The 17,457-nt window shown below is 61.7% G+C and carries 17 protein-coding genes; 8 read left to right on the top strand and 9 right to left on the bottom strand.

Going from position 1 to position 17,457, the window contains the following annotated elements; genetic code table 11:
* Positions 1-32: 32 nt before the first annotated feature.
* Positions 33-764 (bottom strand): SIMPL domain-containing protein, encoded by a 732-nt coding sequence (locus tag OHL11_RS02775; protein WP_263369950.1) that lies wholly within the window; start codon positions 762-764, stop codon positions 33-35.
* Positions 765-768: 4 nt separating this feature from the next.
* Positions 769-954 carry a hypothetical protein gene (locus OHL11_RS02780; RefSeq protein WP_263369951.1) on the bottom strand — a complete coding sequence of 62 codons (186 nt, stop codon included), beginning with the start codon at positions 952-954 and terminating at the stop codon, positions 769-771.
* A 99-nt stretch (positions 955-1,053) separates the two neighbouring features.
* On the opposite strand from OHL11_RS02780, the gene OHL11_RS02785 reads away from it, so the two are divergent.
* Entirely contained in the window at positions 1,054-1,368 is a 315-nt protein-coding gene (locus OHL11_RS02785) for a hypothetical protein (protein ID WP_263369952.1), read from the top strand.
* A 79-nt stretch (positions 1,369-1,447) separates the two neighbouring features.
* On the top strand, positions 1,448-2,482 hold the full coding sequence (locus OHL11_RS02790) for a threonine aldolase family protein (protein WP_263369953.1): 1,035 nt from the start codon (positions 1,448-1,450) through the stop codon (positions 2,480-2,482).
* 288 nt (positions 2,483-2,770) lie between these two features.
* On the opposite strand, the gene OHL11_RS02795 is transcribed toward OHL11_RS02790, so the two are convergent.
* The 3 genes from OHL11_RS02795 to OHL11_RS02805 are packed head-to-tail and all read right to left on the bottom strand — an operon-like array spanning position 2,771 to position 7,705.
* Entirely contained in the window at positions 2,771-3,676 is a 906-nt protein-coding gene (locus OHL11_RS02795; protein ID WP_263369954.1) for an alpha/beta fold hydrolase, read from the bottom strand.
* Between the two features lie 12 nt (positions 3,677-3,688).
* Positions 3,689-5,077: a DUF1501 domain-containing protein gene (locus tag OHL11_RS02800; RefSeq protein WP_263369955.1), complete on the bottom strand. Its 1,389-nt coding sequence runs from the start codon at positions 5,075-5,077 to the stop codon at positions 3,689-3,691.
* 15 nt (positions 5,078-5,092) lie between these two features.
* Positions 5,093-7,705: a PSD1 and planctomycete cytochrome C domain-containing protein gene (locus OHL11_RS02805; RefSeq protein ID WP_396269331.1), complete on the bottom strand. Its 2,613-nt coding sequence runs from the start codon at positions 7,703-7,705 to the stop codon at positions 5,093-5,095.
* On the opposite strand from OHL11_RS02805, the gene OHL11_RS02810 reads away from it, so the two are divergent.
* From OHL11_RS02810 to OHL11_RS02835, 6 genes are all read left to right on the top strand, one after another.
* On the top strand, positions 7,691-7,816 hold the full coding sequence (locus OHL11_RS02810) for a hypothetical protein (RefSeq protein ID WP_263369957.1): 126 nt from the start codon (positions 7,691-7,693) through the stop codon (positions 7,814-7,816). The two genes, OHL11_RS02805 and OHL11_RS02810, sit on opposite strands and share 15 nt — an antisense overlap.
* Before the next feature lie 390 nt (positions 7,817-8,206).
* Positions 8,207-9,244 carry an ABC transporter substrate-binding protein gene (locus tag OHL11_RS02815; RefSeq protein ID WP_263369958.1) on the top strand — a complete coding sequence of 346 codons (1,038 nt, stop codon included), beginning with the start codon at positions 8,207-8,209 and terminating at the stop codon, positions 9,242-9,244.
* Positions 9,228-10,619, top strand: a complete 1,392-nt coding sequence (locus tag OHL11_RS02820; protein ID WP_263369959.1) for an amidohydrolase family protein — start codon at positions 9,228-9,230, stop codon at positions 10,617-10,619. Before OHL11_RS02815 ends, OHL11_RS02820 begins: the two co-directional genes overlap by 17 nt.
* Positions 10,620-10,638: 19 nt before the next feature.
* Positions 10,639-11,400, top strand: a complete 762-nt coding sequence (locus tag OHL11_RS02825; RefSeq protein ID WP_263369960.1) for an ABC transporter ATP-binding protein — start codon at positions 10,639-10,641, stop codon at positions 11,398-11,400.
* Positions 11,397-12,191, top strand: a complete 795-nt coding sequence (locus OHL11_RS02830) for an ABC transporter permease (RefSeq protein ID WP_263369961.1) — start codon at positions 11,397-11,399, stop codon at positions 12,189-12,191. The genes OHL11_RS02825 and OHL11_RS02830 overlap by 4 nt, the downstream gene beginning before the upstream one ends.
* Positions 12,188-12,934 carry an ABC transporter permease gene (locus OHL11_RS02835; RefSeq protein ID WP_263369962.1) on the top strand — a complete coding sequence of 249 codons (747 nt, stop codon included), beginning with the start codon at positions 12,188-12,190 and terminating at the stop codon, positions 12,932-12,934. The genes OHL11_RS02830 and OHL11_RS02835 overlap by 4 nt, the downstream gene beginning before the upstream one ends.
* A gap of 67 nt (positions 12,935-13,001) precedes the next feature.
* On the opposite strand, the gene OHL11_RS02840 is transcribed toward OHL11_RS02835, so the two are convergent.
* Genes OHL11_RS02840 through OHL11_RS02855 form a run of 4 tightly spaced genes read right to left on the bottom strand, consistent with a single transcriptional unit; the run spans position 13,002 to position 17,383 of the window.
* Entirely contained in the window at positions 13,002-13,598 is a 597-nt protein-coding gene (locus OHL11_RS02840) for an AAA family ATPase (RefSeq protein ID WP_263369963.1), read from the bottom strand.
* Positions 13,599-13,615: 17 nt separating this feature from the next.
* Positions 13,616-14,782: a nucleoside hydrolase gene (locus OHL11_RS02845; RefSeq protein ID WP_263369964.1), complete on the bottom strand. Its 1,167-nt coding sequence runs from the start codon at positions 14,780-14,782 to the stop codon at positions 13,616-13,618.
* On the bottom strand, positions 14,782-15,873 hold the full coding sequence (locus OHL11_RS02850) for a nucleoside hydrolase (protein ID WP_263369965.1): 1,092 nt from the start codon (positions 15,871-15,873) through the stop codon (positions 14,782-14,784). Before OHL11_RS02850 ends, OHL11_RS02845 begins: the two co-directional genes overlap by 1 nt.
* Positions 15,874-15,883: 10 nt before the next feature.
* A complete protein-coding gene (locus OHL11_RS02855) occupies positions 15,884-17,383 on the bottom strand; it encodes an amidohydrolase family protein (RefSeq protein ID WP_263369966.1) in 1,500 nt (499 codons plus the stop codon).
* Positions 17,384-17,457: the final 74 nt, after the last annotated feature.

The following is a 17,457-nucleotide window of genomic DNA, read 5'->3' on the forward strand; positions in this document are numbered from 1 at the left end:
GAGCAGTCTCTCCGGCCCTTTTGCGTGTGCGGCTAGTTGATTTCAAAAACTGCGGTGACCATCGCGGTCGTTTCGATCTGCCTTGCATTGATCGCGAGTGGGACTGGAGCGTTGGCCATCTTTGCCATAAGCCGCATCGCCTGTGGCTCGGGCCTCACGGGCTGCGACTCTACAGAGTTGTTCGCATAAAGCAACACGCCGAGCTTCACGTTCAGGCCGGAGGCCATCGCATCTGCCTGCGCGCGCGCCTGCTGCATGGCCTTCGTCGCGGCCGCGGCCTGCGCGGCGTTCGAATCATGCAGCGACCAGTCGATCTCGCCGCTCTGGTTGGCTCCTGCCTTCGTCGCTACGTCGAGCACCTTCGCGCCATCGGCGGCATTCGCGCGCACCGTCCACGACTGCGTCACCTGCCATGCGTGCTGCTGCTTGTCAGTCGGCGAGAGCTTCTCGAGTTGATACTCCGGCGTAGCGACGACCTGTTGGTTCACGCTCTCGATCGCGTCTGCGGGCACGCCAGTCTTCTTCAGCGTATCGATGATGGCGTTCGACACGCGCGAGCCGTTCGCATAAGCGGCATCTTTGTCCGGCCCATAGGCGATGAAGCCGATGTGCACGCTCGCGACGTCCGCCAGGTTCGTCACCTTCGCCGTGGAGGTGATGCTGATGGAGCGCGTCGTTCGGTCGAGCTTGAACTCCGGCTGCTGCGCGAGCGCGGGCAGGGCAAAGGTTGCGACCGTGGCGATGAGGGTGAGGTGTTTGTGCATGGGCTTAGTCCTCTCGGCTCGCCTTATCGAGAATCGTGGCGAGCGTCTCTTTGTGCTTCTTTCGCTTAGACGCCTTCTCGTGCGAATGGGGAATCACGCGCTCGCTGGGAGGCATGCCGATGCGTTCGCGAGCCAGTGCCTTGACGGCTTTGGTCGCGGTAAAAGTGGCAGGTCGTTTGCGCTTTGCCATGGCGTTCAAGCGTAGCGCGATTTGCAGGCGAAGGATAGGCGTATTCTGGTTCTGCACGGAGGTCGCATGGACGAGCGGGGATTTTTTGACGAGAAACTAATGCCGAAGAACCACGTGCTCATGTGTCCGCACTGCCAGCAGCAGGAGGAGTACCAACTCACGTGGATGGTGCGGCGCAAACGCCAGCAACCGCCGCCGGGCTGTGACTCGGAGACGCTGGCAAAGTTCAGGAAGGCACAGAGCTACATGGTGCGTCGCGATGACATGATCGCGTGCAAGAATGTGCGCTGCCGCAAGCGCTTCGAGGTGGAAGGCGTGCAGTCCGTGGCGTACATGCAGGAGGCCGCGAGCGGATCTGTCGAAGATCGCGCGGCGCGCCTGAAGGCCGCTTTTGGTCGTCGCTCAGCCGGTTAGCTGAGTCGCCAAACCGTTACCAGGCATCACTACAATGAAAGAGTCGAAGCGCACGGAGCCGCTTCGCGGTGGAGTGCGTATGAAGCAACAGTTTGCGAGCGACAACTATGCGGGTATTTGTCCTGAAGCCTGGGCAGGCATGACGCAGGCCAACGTGGGCCACGCACCCGCATATGGCAACGACCAGTGGACGCACGATGCGGCTGACGCGTTTCGCAAGCTCTTCGATACCAACTGCGAAGTCTTCTTCGCGTTCAACGGAACGGCCGCGAACTCGCTGGCACTCTCGTCGCTTTGCCAGAGCTATCACAGCGTCATCTGCTCGAGCACAGCGCACATCGAGACCGACGAGTGCGGCGCGCCGGAGTTCTTCTCGAACGGCTCGAAGCTGCTCGTGGCGCAGGGCGAAGACGGCAAGATTACGCCGGAGGCGATTCGCCACTTCGCGACCTTCCGTAAGGACATCCACTTCCCGAAGCCGCGCGTCGTGACGATCACGCAGCCAACGGAAACGGGCTTGCTCTACTCGATCGATGAGATCAAGGAGATCTCCGCCGAGTGCCGCGAGCATGGTTTGGCGCTGCACATGGATGGTGCGCGTTTCTCAAACGCTTGCGCTGCACTGGGCTGCACACCTGCGGAGATGACGTGGAAGGCTGGCGTCGATGTGCTCTGCTTCGGTGGTACGAAGAACGGCATGGCGGTGAGCGAGGCCGTGATCTTCTTCCGTCGTGAACTCGCGCTGGACTTCGACTATCGCTGCAAGCAGTCCGGCCAGCTGGCTTCGAAGATGCGCTTCATGTCCGCGCCGTGGATCAACATGCTGGAGAGCGGCGCGTGGCTGCGCAATGCGAAGCACGCGAATGATTGCGCGAAGATCTTCAGCGAAGCTGCGGCGGAGATTCCTGGCGTGGAGTTGATGTTCCCGGTGCAGGGCAATGCAGTATTTCTACGCTTGAGCGAGGAGTTCGCGGCGGCGCTGCGCGAGCGTGACTGGACCTTCTACACGTTCATCGGTGGCGGAGCACGCTTCATGTTCGCGTGGGACTCTGATCCCGCGCGCATCGCAGAACTGCTCGAAGACATGCGCGCATGTGCAGCCGTCGCGGCGTAATAGTCTGCTTCGCCGTTAACGATCCATTTGGGCTAGGCAACAAGTGAGGCACGAACGGTAGGGCAGGGCTTAGCCCTGCCGTTTGCGTTTTAGAGAACAGGGTCTTTAGGCCCTCAGGTTGTGGCGGTTGATCGGACCATCGCCTCAGCGGCTGAAGCCGCGAAGAAGCTGGGCGACACCATGTCGGGGCTGAAGCCCCGACCTACCGTTTTTTGTGCCTTACCGAGTCATGAATCCTGCAGAGCTCTGCATGGAGTTGCGCCTTGATCGGTCAAGCGGCGACACAAGCTAGCGAAGGAATGATGCAACGGCGGCAAGAAATTCCTTCGGCTTTTCGAGCGACGGAGCGTGGCCGCACTCGGGAACGATCACAAGCTTCGCGCCGGGGATCTTCGCGGCATAGTCTTTGCCGTCCTCGAGCGGCACGACGGCGTCGTTGCCACCCCAGACGATGAGCGTCGGGATGTTGATCGCCTGCACGCGGTCGCCGACGGTTTCCTCGTCCAGCTTCATGTTCGTGCGCAGCGAGCGCTGCGTATTGCCATCGTTTGCGGTCAGCTTGATCATGAAGTTCTGGCGCACGAGGTCCGGCGTTACGAGCGATTTGTCGTAGAAAATGAAGCCGATGCCTGCGGCCTCTGCAAGCGTGCCGGGCACTTGCGGCGCGCCTTTGGAGCGAATCGCTCGATGCCCCGCAGCATCTTCGAGGATGAGTTGCGAAGGCTTCGGGAAGCCTTGCTGATAGACGTCCTTCGGTTGCAGCGCTTCGATCGTGTAGAGGCTGACGATCCAGCCGCCGAGCGACTCGCCGGCGAGCGCGAAGTGGTCAATGTGCTTCACGCGCAGGAACTCGCCGAGGAAGTCGGCGAAGGTTTGAATGCTGTAGTCGATGGCAGGCTTGTCGGAACCGCCCCAACCGATCTCGTCGATCGCAACGACATGATGATGCAGCGCGAGCGGCTTGATGACACGGCCCCAGTCAAACAACGCCTGACTACCGAAACCATGCACGAGCACCAGCGTGGAGCCGGTGCCCGCTTCGTAGTAACGAATGTTCTCGCCGAAAACCTTCGCGAACCTGGCGGGCGGAAGGTCTGTTGGCTTTGGCAGGATCGACTGCGCGGACGCAGCCGTGCAGAGAGTGGCAAACAAGAGTGAGGCAAGCAAGGTACGCAACGATTTGCGACAAAGCAACACAGCGAACTCCTACGTGATGATGTCGTGCACGACGTTGCCGGAAACATCGGTGAGTCGATAGTCGCGGCCTGCATGGCGGAAGGTGAGCTTCTTGTGGTCGAGACCCATCTGATTGAGCAGCGTGGCGTGGAAGTCGTGAATATCCACGGGCTTGTCGACGACCTCGTAGCCGTAGTCGTCCGTGGTGCCGTAGGTCATGCCGCCCTTGAAGCCGCCGCCAGCGACCCACGAGGAGTAGCTCTTCGACCAGTGTGTCCGGCCCTGTTCGTCCGGCGAAGCATCGCCGGGCTTTCGGCCGAACTCGGTCGTCCACACGACGAGCGTGTCGTCCAACATGCCGCGCGACTTGAGGTCCTGCAGCATGCCGGCGATGGCCTTATCGACTTTGCGTGCCTGCGTCGCATGCATCTTGATGTCGAGGTGCGAGTCCCAGTTGTTGTACTTGTCGCTGCCGGTGTCGATGAGTTCGACGAAGCGCACACCGCGCTCGGCGAGTCGGCGAGCGACGAGGCACTGCCAGCCGAAGCCCTTCTTCGTGTCGCGCGTGATGCCGTACATCTTCAGCGTCGCGTCGCTTTCCTTGGTGATGTCGAAGGCGTCGGGGGCTTCCTGCTGCATGCCTGCGGCGGTCTCGAAGGTCTTGATGCGCGAGGCGAGGGTCTTATCGCCATCATGCTCGGCGAGGTTGCGCTGATTGAAGAAGTTGATGAGGCCGAGGTCCATCTCCTGAATGTCGAGACGGTTGGCGCGGCTGATGTTCGGGATCGCCTCCTGGCCGGGGACGACGCGAATGCCCTGGTGACACGCGGGCAGGAAGCCAGAGTCCCAACACTGCGCACCGCCGTAGGGGATCTCCGGCGCGAGCACCATGTAGCTCGGTAGCTCCTGGTTCTCGGTGCCGAGTGCATAGCTCGCCCACGAGCCGATGCTCGGACGCGGCTCGACGGTGGAGCCGCCGTGGATCTGCAGCACCGCCTGCGAGTGGTTGGGGATGTCGTTCTTCATCGAGCGAATGACGCAGATGTCGTCCATCATCGCGCCGACGTGCGGGAAGAGCTCGCTGACCTCGGTGTCGCACTTGGCATAGCGCTTGAACGCCCACGGCGAGGCGTGGAGGAAGTCGCCGTTGTGCAGCTTGCCGGTGTCGCGCGTCAGCAACGGCTTGGGGTCGAAGGTGTCGACGTGCGAAACGCCGCCGCTCATGTAGAGGAAGATGACGCGCTTGGCCTTGGCCGGGAACATCGGCGCGTGCGGTGCGAGCGGGTTCGCGAGCGTGGGGTTCGATGCAGGCTTGATCGTCTCGGCCATCATCTCGTGCAACATGCCGGGCAGGAGGAAGGACGTACTGGCGAGCGACTGCAGGAAGACGCGGCGGTTGAGCGGTTTGCGAAGCGACATCGTGTGGCTCCTTCGTTAGGGAACAAACATGAATTCGTTGCTGGAGAACATGGCCTGCAGCAGGTGTGCGAACGCCTTCTGTTGCGCGGCCTCCGGTGTGCTGCCTGTAGCGATGAGCTTGCTGCTCATCGTGCTGAGAAACTCTTCGCTGTGCTTGCGCTCTTCAGCGGCAGGGGCGCGGTTGTAGATGATCTCGAAGGCGGCGTCGAGACGCGCTTCGGGCTTTTTGTGCTCGTCATCGAGTGACTTGGCGAGCGCGTCCGAGCATTGCTTCGGGAACTTCGAGTTCATGAAGTAGAGCGCCTGCAGCGGCGTGAGGCTCTGCGAACGCATCTCCGTGCTGACGGCCGGGTCGGCGCCGTCGAAGAGCGTCATGTAGGGATGCTTCACCGTGCGCTGAATCATCATGTACACGGTGCGCTTGTTGTTCTCGTACTTCGGCAGGTCAGGCACGAAGGGGTTCTGCTCTTCCCAGTTCCACTCGCTCTGCGGTGGGAAAGGGAACGTGCTGCCAGGGGTGCGATCAAGCTGACCGGAGTCCGCGAGCAGCGTGTCGCGAATCTCTTCCGCATCGAGGCGCACCATCGTGTGCTTCCAGATGTATGCGTTGTCGGGATCGACCTCGTTGTTCGCGGAGTTCGCTTCGCCGGACAAGCGATAGGCGTGTGACAGCACCATCATGCGCTGCATCCGCTTTACCTGCCAGCCATTGCTCGTAAGCTGCGTTGCGAGGTAATCAAGCAGCGCCTGATTGCTGGGGGCAACACCGCGCGTGCCGAAGTTATTGGGTGTCGCGACGATGCCGCGGCCGAAGTGGCCTTGCCACAGACGGTTCACGAATACGCGCGCCGTCGTGGGGTTCTGGGCGCTCGCCACCCAGGCGGCGAGTTCGAGACGACCGCTGTCCTTGGTGGTTGCGGGCAGCGCGCCACCACCGAGTACCTGCAACTCGCCGCGCGGCACTTCATCGCCAAGCTGCAGCGGATCGCCATGCAGCATGATCTGCGCCTTCGCCGGTGCGGGCATATCGCTCACGGCGTAGGCCATCTCCGGGAACTGCGGCGCGCGCGCATAAAGGTTCATGCGACGACGCTGCAGTTGCGGCATCAGGTCGTCGTAGGTGCCGGGGAGGCGATTCACAGCAGCGATCGCGTCGGCGATGGGCTTGAGTTGCGCCTGGAACGCGACCTGCTCAGGCGCAGCTGCGTCCTGCGGATGGCGCAGCACCAGCTCCGACTGATAGCGCTTGCCATCGTTGCCCGCCTTGGGGAAGTGCGTGCTCTTGAAGATGCCAGCGAGCGCGTAGTAGTCCGAGGTGGGGATGGGGTCGAACTTGTGGTTGTGGCAGCGGGCGCAGCTCACGGTCATGCCGAGCATCGCGGAGCCAAGGTTGTCGACCGCATCGTAGATCTGCGCGTTGTCTGCAATGTTCGCGCCAGCGAGATAGCCGGTGGCGATCGTCTGCTTCCAGTGCTCATCGTCGTTGGCGGCGGGCATCAGGTCGCCAGCGAGCTGCTCCTTCAGGAAGCGATCGTAGGGCATGTCTTCGTTGAACGAAGCGATGACCCAGTCGCGATACTTCACCGCCTGCGGGATGGGGAAGTCCCCAAGCGCGCCGGTGGTGTCAGCGTAGCGCACCACGTCGAGCCAGATGCGGCCCCAGCGCTCGCCATAGGCCGGCGACGCAAGCAGGCGATCGACTACATGCTCGTAGGCTTGCGGCGACTTGTCGGCGAGGAACGCCTTCATCTCTGCGGTCGTTGGCGGCAGGCCGGTAAGGTCGTAGGTGACGCGGCGCAGCAGCGTGCGCTTGTCGGCATCGCCGTTCGGCTTCAGGTGCTTTTCTTCGAGCTTCGCCAGTACGAAGCGGTCGATGTCGTTGTACGCCCACTTTGACGTCACATCGGGAACGGCAGGAGCCACGACTGGCATGAACGACCAGAACTTGCGGTCCTCCGCGCTCACTGTCGTAACGGCGGGCTTGTCCGCGCTCGCGGGCCAGGGCAGGCCGTCTTTGATCCACTGATCGAGTGCGGCAACTTCCTCGGGCTTAAGCGGCGCGCGTGGCGGCATCTGCAAGCGCGGATCGGCGTAATGTACCGCGCTTGAAAGCGTGCTCAGCTCGGGGTGTCCCGGCACAACGACCGCACCATCTTTGCCGCCTTGCAGCAGCGCCTTACGCGAATCGAGGCGAAGGCCGCCTTTCTCCGCGCTGGCATGGCACATGTAGCACTTGTTCACCAGCACCGGGCGAACTTTGGCTTCAAAAAAAGCTTCCTGCTCAGCAGAAAGCGATGGGGAAGCGGATGGCGAGACAGGCTGTACGGGCGTGGCGGAAGCGATCTGCGCCGGTGTCGGCTTGCTGGCCGTTGCGCTTGCGGTCGTTGGAGCATCCGCAGGGGCGATCGGAGCGGCGCTCTCCTTGATCCAGCGATCGACGGCTGCAATGTCCTCGTCGCTCAGCTTGCCCTTCGGCGGCATCTGCAGGGTGTCGTCGGAGTAGTGGATCGCCTTGGAGAGAATGCTCTTCTCGGGGCTGCCAAAAACCACGGGCGATCCGCTATCGCCACCGGCAAGAATCTGCGGCACAGTGTCCATGCGGAATCCGCCAGCGTGCCCACCGTTCATATGACAACCGGAACAAGCGCGATCGAAGACAGGCTTCGCGGTCTGCTTGTAGAGGTCATCGGTCTGGGCAGCAGCGCTGTCGGCCGCAAGGCCGCAGGCAACAAGCAGTAAAGCCGCGCTCACATAGCGCGGAAGGATAACTCTGGATACACGTCGGCTGCTCGCTGCCAAGGTAAGGCTCTCCTTCATCGGGGAAGCGGAACTTGCTTGCGTCTGTGCCGGAGCCGACCGCGCTGGTTAGCGCGAGGCTCATAGCTGAGTTGTAGGCTGAAATGTCTCTGGATGACCCATCTTTAGAATGACCGAACTTTCATGTCCAGTCCAATCATTTGTCATAAAGGCGTGATTGCGAGAAGTGATGCGACGTGCGGCGCGGCGGACGTTATGATCGCTGTAAGAACCACGGTTTGCCCCTCGCTCTTCATCGCTGCTGTGCCGAGAAGCTGACAGCGGTCGTACGCCAACCCACTCACCGCCGAAGGGCAGTAGGGACGTACCTCGTTGAATCGACGTGCTTTTCTGAAGTTGTCGGCTGCGTCCGCGCTCTGCGCCGGGCCGCTGGCTGGTTGCCGTCGTCAACAGGTGAACCACATCGTCTGGGCGTTGGGGTGGATCCCCGACGTGGAATACGGCAACCTCTGGACCGCGCTCGATCGTGGGTTCTTTACGCAATCCGGCGCGCGTGTTGATTATTTTCCCGGTGGCCCGAACGCCCCGCAGCCGGTTGTGATGGTAGCGGCCGGGGAAGCCACACTCGGCGATGCTGAGTGGTTGCCGCTTACCGATGCCGTGCTGCAGGGCAATGACTTCGTCGTCATCGCCGCGCAGTTTCCCATTCTGCCGACGGGTCTGATCACGCTGCCGAAGCGCCCGATCCGCAAACCGAAGGACATGGTCGGCGCGACGTTTCTCGTGCAGGGCCCGAGCGAACGCGCTGAACTTGCTGCGACCTTCAGCCTGAACAAACTGCCGATGAATTACAAGATGGTGCCCGTCGGCTTCTCGCCCGAGGCGCTGCTCGAAGGCCAGGGTGACGCGTATTTCTGCTACATCACCAACCAGCCGCGCACGCTGGAGAAGATGGGGCTGGTGAAGGACAAGGACTTTTTCGTCACGCCCATCTATGACCTCGGCTACCGCGTGCCGTCCTCGCTTCTCTTTGTGGAGCGGCGCATGATCCGCGATCATCGCGAGCAGCTCGTCGGCTTCCTCGAAGGCTTGTTGCTCGCACGCCAGGCGAACTTCGCCGACGTCACACTCGCGCCACGCCTTGCTGCAGAGCACTATGGCGGCGACCTCGGGCTCGACTACGAGCAGCAGCTTTCGTTGAACAAGGGCCAGTTGTTGCTCGAGCGCGAAGCCGGTCGTGAAGTGCCGTTCAGCTTCGGCGACGATGCGATCAAGACGCTTTATGCGGCGGCAGCTGCAACCGGGCGTACGCATTTGCCGACACCCAACAAGCTCTTCGACCTCTCCATGCTCGAAGACGCGTACACCCGACTCAAGCAAAAGGGAGCTTTGCATGTCGCAAGTAGCTAGTCAGGTCAGGCAGAGCATCAGCCTGCTGATCCTCAACGCCGATGTTGTCTGTTTTGACGATGCAGACCGAGTCGAGCGTCGCGGCGCGATCGCTGTGGATGGCAACACGATCATCTGGATCGGCAGTGCAGAAGAGGCGGCGACTCTCTACACGGCGGAGCAGACGATCGATGCCAGCAGCATGATTGCGATGCCCGGCTTCATCGATTGCCACGTGCACACGGCGCAGCAATTTCTGCATGGCAAGCTGCCAAGCGTTCGCCGCAAAGGTGAACTGCGCGCGCCAATGTGGCAGCGCTATCTCATTCCGTTCGAGAGCGGGCTCGAGCCGGAAGACGTCTACGCGAGCGGGCTTGCAGCGTACTCGGCGATGATCTCCAGCGGGACCACGTGCTTCCTCGAAGCCGGCGGCCCGTTCCCCGATGAGATGGGCCGCGCGGCGAATGACATTGGCATCCGCGGGCGCATCGCGATGGCGACCGTCGATGTTGAGGATGACATTCCACCGCAGTCGCGCATGACTACCGCAGAAGCTCTGCGTCGCAGTGAAGAACTCGTGCTGCGCTGGAAGGAGCACCCGCGCGTGAACGCGTGGCTCTCCTTGCGGCAGTTGATGGTGAATACCGAAGAGCTTCGCTTCGGCATTCGCGATCTCTCGCACGCGCTCGATACGCCGATCCACACGCATCTTGCGGAGGGCACGTATGAGGTGGACTTCAGCATTCGCAAGTGGAACATGCGCTCGACCGAGTATCTCGAGAGCATCGGCTGCCTCGACCACTACGTCCACGCTGCGCACTCGGTGTTGCTCAGCTTGAATGAGATGGACCTCTATGCGAAGCGCAATGTCTCTGCGTGTCACTGTTCGCTGAACAACTACACCATGGGTCGCCCACGTGTGCTGGAGATGATGCGTCGCGGCATCGCGATGGGCCTCGGCACTGATGGAGCAGCCACGCGCACGAGCCTTGATATGTTTCAAGTAGTGCACGGCGCAGTGCTCGGCCAGCAAGCGGTGAACGGCACGCCGTACCACGTTGATCCGCCGGTGACGTGCGAGCAGATGCTGAAGCAGGCCTTCCGCGGCGGTGCACGCGCGGCGCGTTTGGAGCGTGAGATCGGTACGCTCGAGGTTGGCAAGAAGGCGGACATCGTACTCGTTTCGACGAGCGACTACGACCAGTTCCCGGCGCTCGATCCGGTGATCACTTTGGCGGAAAGCAGCGTAGGCCGCGACGTGCATACGGTCGTTGTCGACGGCCGCATCGTGATGCAGAACCGCAAGCTGCTCACGATGGATCTCGAGCCGATGCGAGAGCGTGTCGCCGTGCAATACAAGACCATCATGGAGCGCTTCGATCGGGCGATCGCCTAAGCGCACGTAAGGGAGAACTGTGGCCGCTATTGAACTGCAACACGTCAGCAAGACCTTCAGCCTTTCGCGCGGCAAAAACGTGCGTGCGCTCGAAGCGCTTGATCTGCAGATCGCCGACGGCGAGTTCATCGCGCTGCTCGGTCCTTCGGGCTGCGGCAAGAGTACGCTGCTGCACATGATCGCGGGCCTCGATGCTGCGAGCGAAGGCCAGGTGCTGGTTGGTGGTGAATCCCCCGCCGCACTGCAGCGCAAGCACGAGCTTGGCATCGCGTTTCAAGAGCACGCGCTGCTGCCGTGGCGCAGCGTGCAGAGCAATCTTGAGCTTCCATTTCAGATCGCAGGGCAAAAACCTGACAGCGCGCGCATCGCATCGCTCATCCAGCTCGTCGGCCTCAGCGGCTTTGAATCGGCTCGGCCTTCGCAGCTTTCCGGTGGCATGAAGCAGCGTGTCTCCATCGCCCGCGCGTTGTGCCTGCAGCCACGCGTGCTGCTGCTCGATGAGCCCTTCGGCGCGCTCGACCCCGTCACGCGACGCAGCATGAACCTCGAGCTACAACGCATCTGGAGCGAGCAGCGCATCACCACCGTGCTCGTGACGCACACGGTGGAGGAGGCGCTCTTCCTTGCTGACCGCGTGCTTGTGATGAGCGGCCGTCCGGGCCGTGTGCTGCGCGATGTGCGCGTACCCTTCGCGCGGCCTCGCTCTGCAGAGACGATGCGCGATCCCGCATTCCACGCGCTTGCCGACGAACTCACACACCTGCTGGAGCCTGTGCAATGAAGACCTCGTCGTCTGCAAGCATCGACGTCGGCCGCCTGTGGCCACGCGAGAGCATGAACATGCTTGCGGCGCAGATCGTTGGCGTAGTGGTGCTGCTCCTGGCTTGGCAGTTCGCCGGCACACACGCCCTCGCGGGCAAGACGCTGCCGCCGCTCACGGATGTGCTGCATATCTTCACGATCAGTTGGCGACGCGCGCTGTTGCTGCGCTCGGCTGCGTCGACGTTAGGCTCTGCGTTGATCGGTCTTGCGGCAGGATCGCTGCTCGGCATTGCGACAGCCATGTTGACGCGCCTGCTGCCGATGCTCGAACCCGGGCTTGATCGCCTCTCTGTCGTCGTCAACGCGATGCCCGTCATCGCCCTTGGTCCGGTGCTCATCATCACCGCAGGTCGCGAGGCCACACCACCGCTCCTCGCCGCGGTGCCGGTGTTCTTCCAGATGTATGTCGCGACGACTGCAGGCATCGCCGGTGCAGAAAAGACGACGCTGCAGTATCTCCGCGCGACCGGCGCATCGCATTGGACAACGTTGCTGCGCCTTGAGCTTCCTTCAGCATTGCCGACGCTCATCAGCGGCCTGAAGGTCTGCGTGACCACCGCGATGCTCGGCGCGATCGTGGGCGAATGGTTCGGTGCTGCACGCGGCCTCGGCATCGTCATCCTCAACACGATGCAGAACTTCCAGATCCCGCTGCTGTGGGCGGCGGTGCTGATCACGGCGTCAATCGCGCTGCTCGGCTATGTGCTGATGTCGATGGCCGAACGCTTCGTTTCGCGGAGGATGGCATGAGGAAGCTCCGCCAACTCCTGAAGCAAAGCTGGGCGGTCGTGCTGTTGCTCGCGTTGTGGCAGCTTTGGGTTTCACTGTCGAACTACAACAGCATCGTCGTGGTTGCGCCGTTGCAGGTCGTGCACGATATCGTCACACATCCTCGCCTTTATCTCTTGCCCACGTTATGGACGCTAGGATTCTCGCTGGGTGGCCTGGCCATCGGCATGACCGCAGGAGTGATGCTCGCCGTGTTCAGCTGGCGCTCGCGCTTGCTTGGCGGTGCATTGCAGGCTGGTTCGTTAGTGCTGCTTGCGACACCGGTGGTCTGCCTCATCCCGATCCTCGCGCGCATGTTCGGCTACACCAGCCGCACGGAGCTACTCACTGTCGCGCTGATGACCTTCTTCCCCGGCTTCGTTTACGGCGCGGCAGGCTTGCGTCGTTTGCCGCGCCGCACGGGTGAGTTCTTCCAAACACTCGCAGCGTCGTCGAACAAGCGGCTCCTGTTGCTCGCATTGCCATCGGCGATGCCCGACCTTGCAGTCGCGCTACGCGTCGGCACGGCGAGTTCTGTGCTCGTCACCGTCACTGCAGAGTACCTTATGCAAACCGGGGGCCTCGGCAATCTCTTCGCGGTGACCATGCAGGAGTTCAACCTGCGCCGCGCGCTCGGCGCGAGTATCGTTGCCATGGTGCTGTCGACAATCCTGTACGAACTCGCCAGCCACGCGGAGAAGCACATTCGCCTTCGCTTCCGATAGCCTCGCGCAAACAACAACGCCCGCCATCAGCCTGGCGGGCGTTGTTCTGTTCTACCTCATGCGATGACTACTCTCCATGCAGTTTCGCGCCGGCAAGCTTGCGCATGTAGTCACCCCACTTCGGGTCATAGCCTGCGATGCGGTTCTCGAGCTTCGCGCCGTTATCCCACCAGTGGTCGGGCGTGCGGCCCATCTCCACACCACGACGCGTGTGAATGTCGACCATGAAGTCCTTCACATCGACAGCACGCTCGCCGCGCTCTACGACTTCGCGCGTCCAGTTGGAAAGCTCCATCGACATGTTGTCCTTCGGCGCGGTCGCGAGCAGGCGCACCGCATGCGCGCAGTAGATCCAACGATCGCCGGGGTCCGCCATGCGACCTGCCTGCTGGTAGAGCGCATTGATCACCGCAGGAGCCGTGGGCATGCCGAGGCCAACATCTTCCGTTGCGATGATTTCCAGGCGGCGCCACAACACTTCCTCCGCATCCGGGCCGGAAGAGAAGAACTCAAACGCTGCGATCGCGGCGTCTTCCACCCAACCGCGACGAATGCTCTTCTGCAGCACGCTGCGCAGCTCGTCGATGGGAAATCCGCGAAGGCTGGTCGTGCGGCTCCATGTGTCTTCGCTCTGATAGTTGCGGGGCTTGGGTTGCTGGTCCATGTTTGACTTCTGCCTTTCTACTTTCGTGGTTCGTGATGTGCTGCCATCGGCATGGTCATCAGGTTGAGAAACATTTGCGTGAAGCGGGCGGTGTCGAAGTCCCACGCCACGTCTGCGACGCGAGCCTCCGGCGGCGGAATGGGCTTCTGCCGCTTGGGCTCAGGCTTGTCCGGCCATGCAATGCCGGCGTAGCCCTTGGGCACTTCATCCCAATACCAACTCGCGCCGTAGCTCATGCCCGGCATCGTGTCGATATCGACATAGAAGCGCTTCCAACTGGTGATGATCGACGGATCGATCAAGTAGGCCGCGAGCAACTCATCGGGCATGCGAAACCACTGCTGTGGTTTGCCTTCGCGATGCGGTTTCATCACGAGTTGCTCGTAGAGTTCGGCCTCGGCCTTGTTCTGGCCTTTAGAAATTGTCTCAGCCATCTCGGGTGTCTTATGTAATTTCTCGGCGACATCGACGGTGATGAGCGTGAGCTTCGGCCACGGCGCATGCAGCACAAGCTGGGCGCTCTCGGGGTCGTAGACGACGTTGACTGTCTTCGGCTGCATGCCCGGGCTTGTGCCCATGAAGACGATCTCTTTCGTCAACGCAACGATGCTCGGATCAAGGCTGATGGCGAGCGCGACGTTGGTCAGCGCGCCGCCGCAGTAGAGCGTTACCTCATGCGGATACTTGTGTACCTGCTCGATGATGAACTCTGCTGCATGGCCTGCGTGAGGCTGTAGCTTCGGCATGCCACCATACGGTGGTGTGACCACATCGGGCCCGGGACTGTACTCGCCGTAGGCTCCGAGAAACGGATCGGTGCGCGTGCCTCCGTAGAGATGCGTCAGCCGCACCGGCGTGTAGCGCGACTGCACCAGCGGAAACTCTGCACCCATGTACACCGGCACGTCAGGGCGATGCAGATCTTCCAACAGCTTCAGCACATCGGCTGTCTCCTGCTTCAACCATCCATTGCCGGTCACCACCGTTACGCCGAGCACATCAATGTTCGGCGCGTTGAGCAGCATCACCAGCGGGTCTTCGTTGTCGCCAATGATGCCGTCAGTGTCCTGGTCGAAGATCACCTTGCGCGCAGGGCCTTGCGCGTGCGCGGTAGAAGAAAGAAGCATCGTGAGCGCAAGCGTGCCTGCGCTCACGATGTGGAGACAACGTTGTGCGACGCGCATCACTTGGTCAACGCCTCGATGTAGGGTTTCGGTGCAGGCTTTGAAAGCAGATCAATGAGGAAGTTCTGCAGGCGCGGCAGATCGACATCCATCTGCGCGTGCACCTTGTTCAGGAAATACGCAGGCTTGGCCTCTTCGCTGTACGTCAGCGTGTCGCCGTAGTTGGGGCCAGCCATCGTGTCGACGTCCATGTACGTCACCTGCTCGCGCGTTACGACCGCAGGATCGAGCATCCACACCGCAGGCAGTTCGTCCCACAGATAGTTGATCGTCACAGGACGGCGGAAGTACTTCGTGATGTATTCGGCTGCGGGGCTGTGCGCTTTGGCGAGCCCATCGAGCACCTCGGGGTCAGGACGCGTCTTCAGAGAAATATCAATGGTCGTATCGGTGATCTTCTTCCACGGCGCGCGCAGCACCATGCTGGCTGCCTCGGCGTCGAACCAGAAGTTGAACTCGTGGCGCGGCGCGTTCGCCCACTCGGGCTTATCGGTGATCGGCGCAAGACTGCCGCCCATGATGACGAGTTCCTGCGCAAGCTCCGCAAAGTGCGGATCGAGACGGCAAGCGATGGCGATGTTCGTCAGCGGACCTGCGCCGTAGATCGTCACCTGGTGCGGATACTTGTGCACCATGCGAATCATGAAGTGCGCGGCATCTTCCTCCGCAGGCTTCGCGGTGGGGGCGCCTTCGCGCAGCGCCGGAACGAAGTCCCACGGCTTCTCCGTGTTGTGCTCAGAGAACGCGCCTTCAAAATGTGCCTTGCCGTAGAGCTTCGCCTGCAGGCGCGTGCTTTCTACGGTGCGTAGCAGCGGGAACGCGGCGCCGGGATAGACCTTCACATCCGTGCGCCCGGTCACTTCAGTGAGTCTCAGCGCGTGCTGCACTTCCTGGTCGCGCCAATTGTCGCCCGTGACGACGGTGATGCCGAGCAGATGCACCTGCGGCGACTGCAGAAACACGAGCAGGCTCATCATGTCGGAGCCTCCCGGCCCTGACGCATCCTGATCGGCAATGACGTAGCGCTGCGCGTGAGCGGCAACACTCACGCACAACGCTGCGCAGGCAAACAACTTCTGGAACATCTTCATGTGCGACCTCTTAGCCACCCTGCGTTACCGCGATGGCCTTCTCGTAGTTCGAGATGATGCGGGGATAGCGTTCCTTCACGCTCGCGCGCATCTTCGCTACATCCAGCGTAAGGAATTCGCGGTTCTTCATCACGATCTTTCCGTCCACGATCGTGTGGCGCACGTGGTGGCCGACGCAGTTCTGGCCGAGCGTGATCTGCGGATCCATGCTAGTGAACTGATCGTAGTCGTCATGGCCGACGAGCACGATGTCGGCGAGCTTGCCAAGCTCGAGCGAACCGGTCTTCGTGCCGAGATGCGAGGCTGCTGCGCCACCACGGCACGCCTGCTTCAGCATCGCCGCATAGCTGATCGGGCTGCTGGCGTGGAAGGGCATGCCGTAGCCGATCGTCTGGCCCATCACTGCGTAGTGTGAGACCTGGAAGAGGTCGAGCGTGCCACGCGAACCGGGGCCGTCGGAGCCAAGGCCGACGCGGATGCCCTGACGCATCATGTCCAACATGCGATGCGGCGCGAGGTAGTAGTTGTGGAACGCGCAGTGCGCCACCGACGCGTCATGCTTGGCGTAGAGGTCGACGTCGCTCGGCGTGAGCAGCACCGAGTGCGCGCAGTGCATGCGCTTGTTGAAGATGCCGATCTTCGCGAAATATTCGGGCGGGCGGCAGTTATAGTTTTCGACGGTGTAGTCGACCTCGTACGTGCCTTCGGAGAGATGCGTATGAATCGTCACATCAAGCTCTTCAGCGAGGTGCGACATGTTGATGCGCAACTCCTCGGTGTTCACCACGATCTGTCGCAGCGAGAGCCAGGCGCTGACGCGATCGTTGTTCTTCCAACGCTTGACCAGCGCTTCGTTTTCCTTCAGCGCCTGCGAGGTCGTCATGATGTGCGACTTCGGCAACGCGCCGCCTTCGCCGTCCATGTCGCAGGTGTTCAGCGAAATGCGTCCGCGGATGCCGACCTCCATCGCGGCCCGCCCCATCTCATCAGGATGCGGTCCACCAGCTTCAAGGAAGCAGGTCGTACCGCTGGAGATCATCGACGTGTAGCCGACAAGCCCGCTGTTGTAAACGTCTTCGGCCTGCAGCCCGCTCTCGAACGGGATGAGAGTCTTCTTCCAGCCCGGCCCTTTGCGTCGTGTCGTGCGGTGCACGCCGCGCAGGAACTGCTGCGCCGTGTGATAGTGCGTGTCTGTCATGCCGGGCATCGCAATCAGACCGTCAGCCTTCAGCGTCTCCTTCGCGGAGTACATCGTGGCCGCGTCGCTTGCTTTGCCGAGCCAAACGATCTGGTTGCCCTTCACCGCAATCGCGCCGTCTGCAATCACGGTGTCCTTGTCATCGAAGGTCACGATGTCGCAACCCATGATGAGCAGATCGCAGTTGGTCGGAGGAGCGAGCGCACCGAGAACTTCAGCACGGCTAACAGCAGGGGCGACGGCCACCGCAGCGAGTGCGCTGGCGGTGAGAAAGTCGCGACGAGTAAGGCCCGAGTTCTTTGGTGCGGTCATGCGTTTCCTCCATCAAGAGCAAAGTATGAAAGCGAAAGTGTTGGAGCGGAAATAAGCCGATGATTACTGGAGCG

This window comes from Granulicella cerasi, from assembly GCF_025685575.1.
GTDB classification, from domain to species: Bacteria; Acidobacteriota; Terriglobia; order Terriglobales; family Acidobacteriaceae; genus Granulicella; species Granulicella cerasi.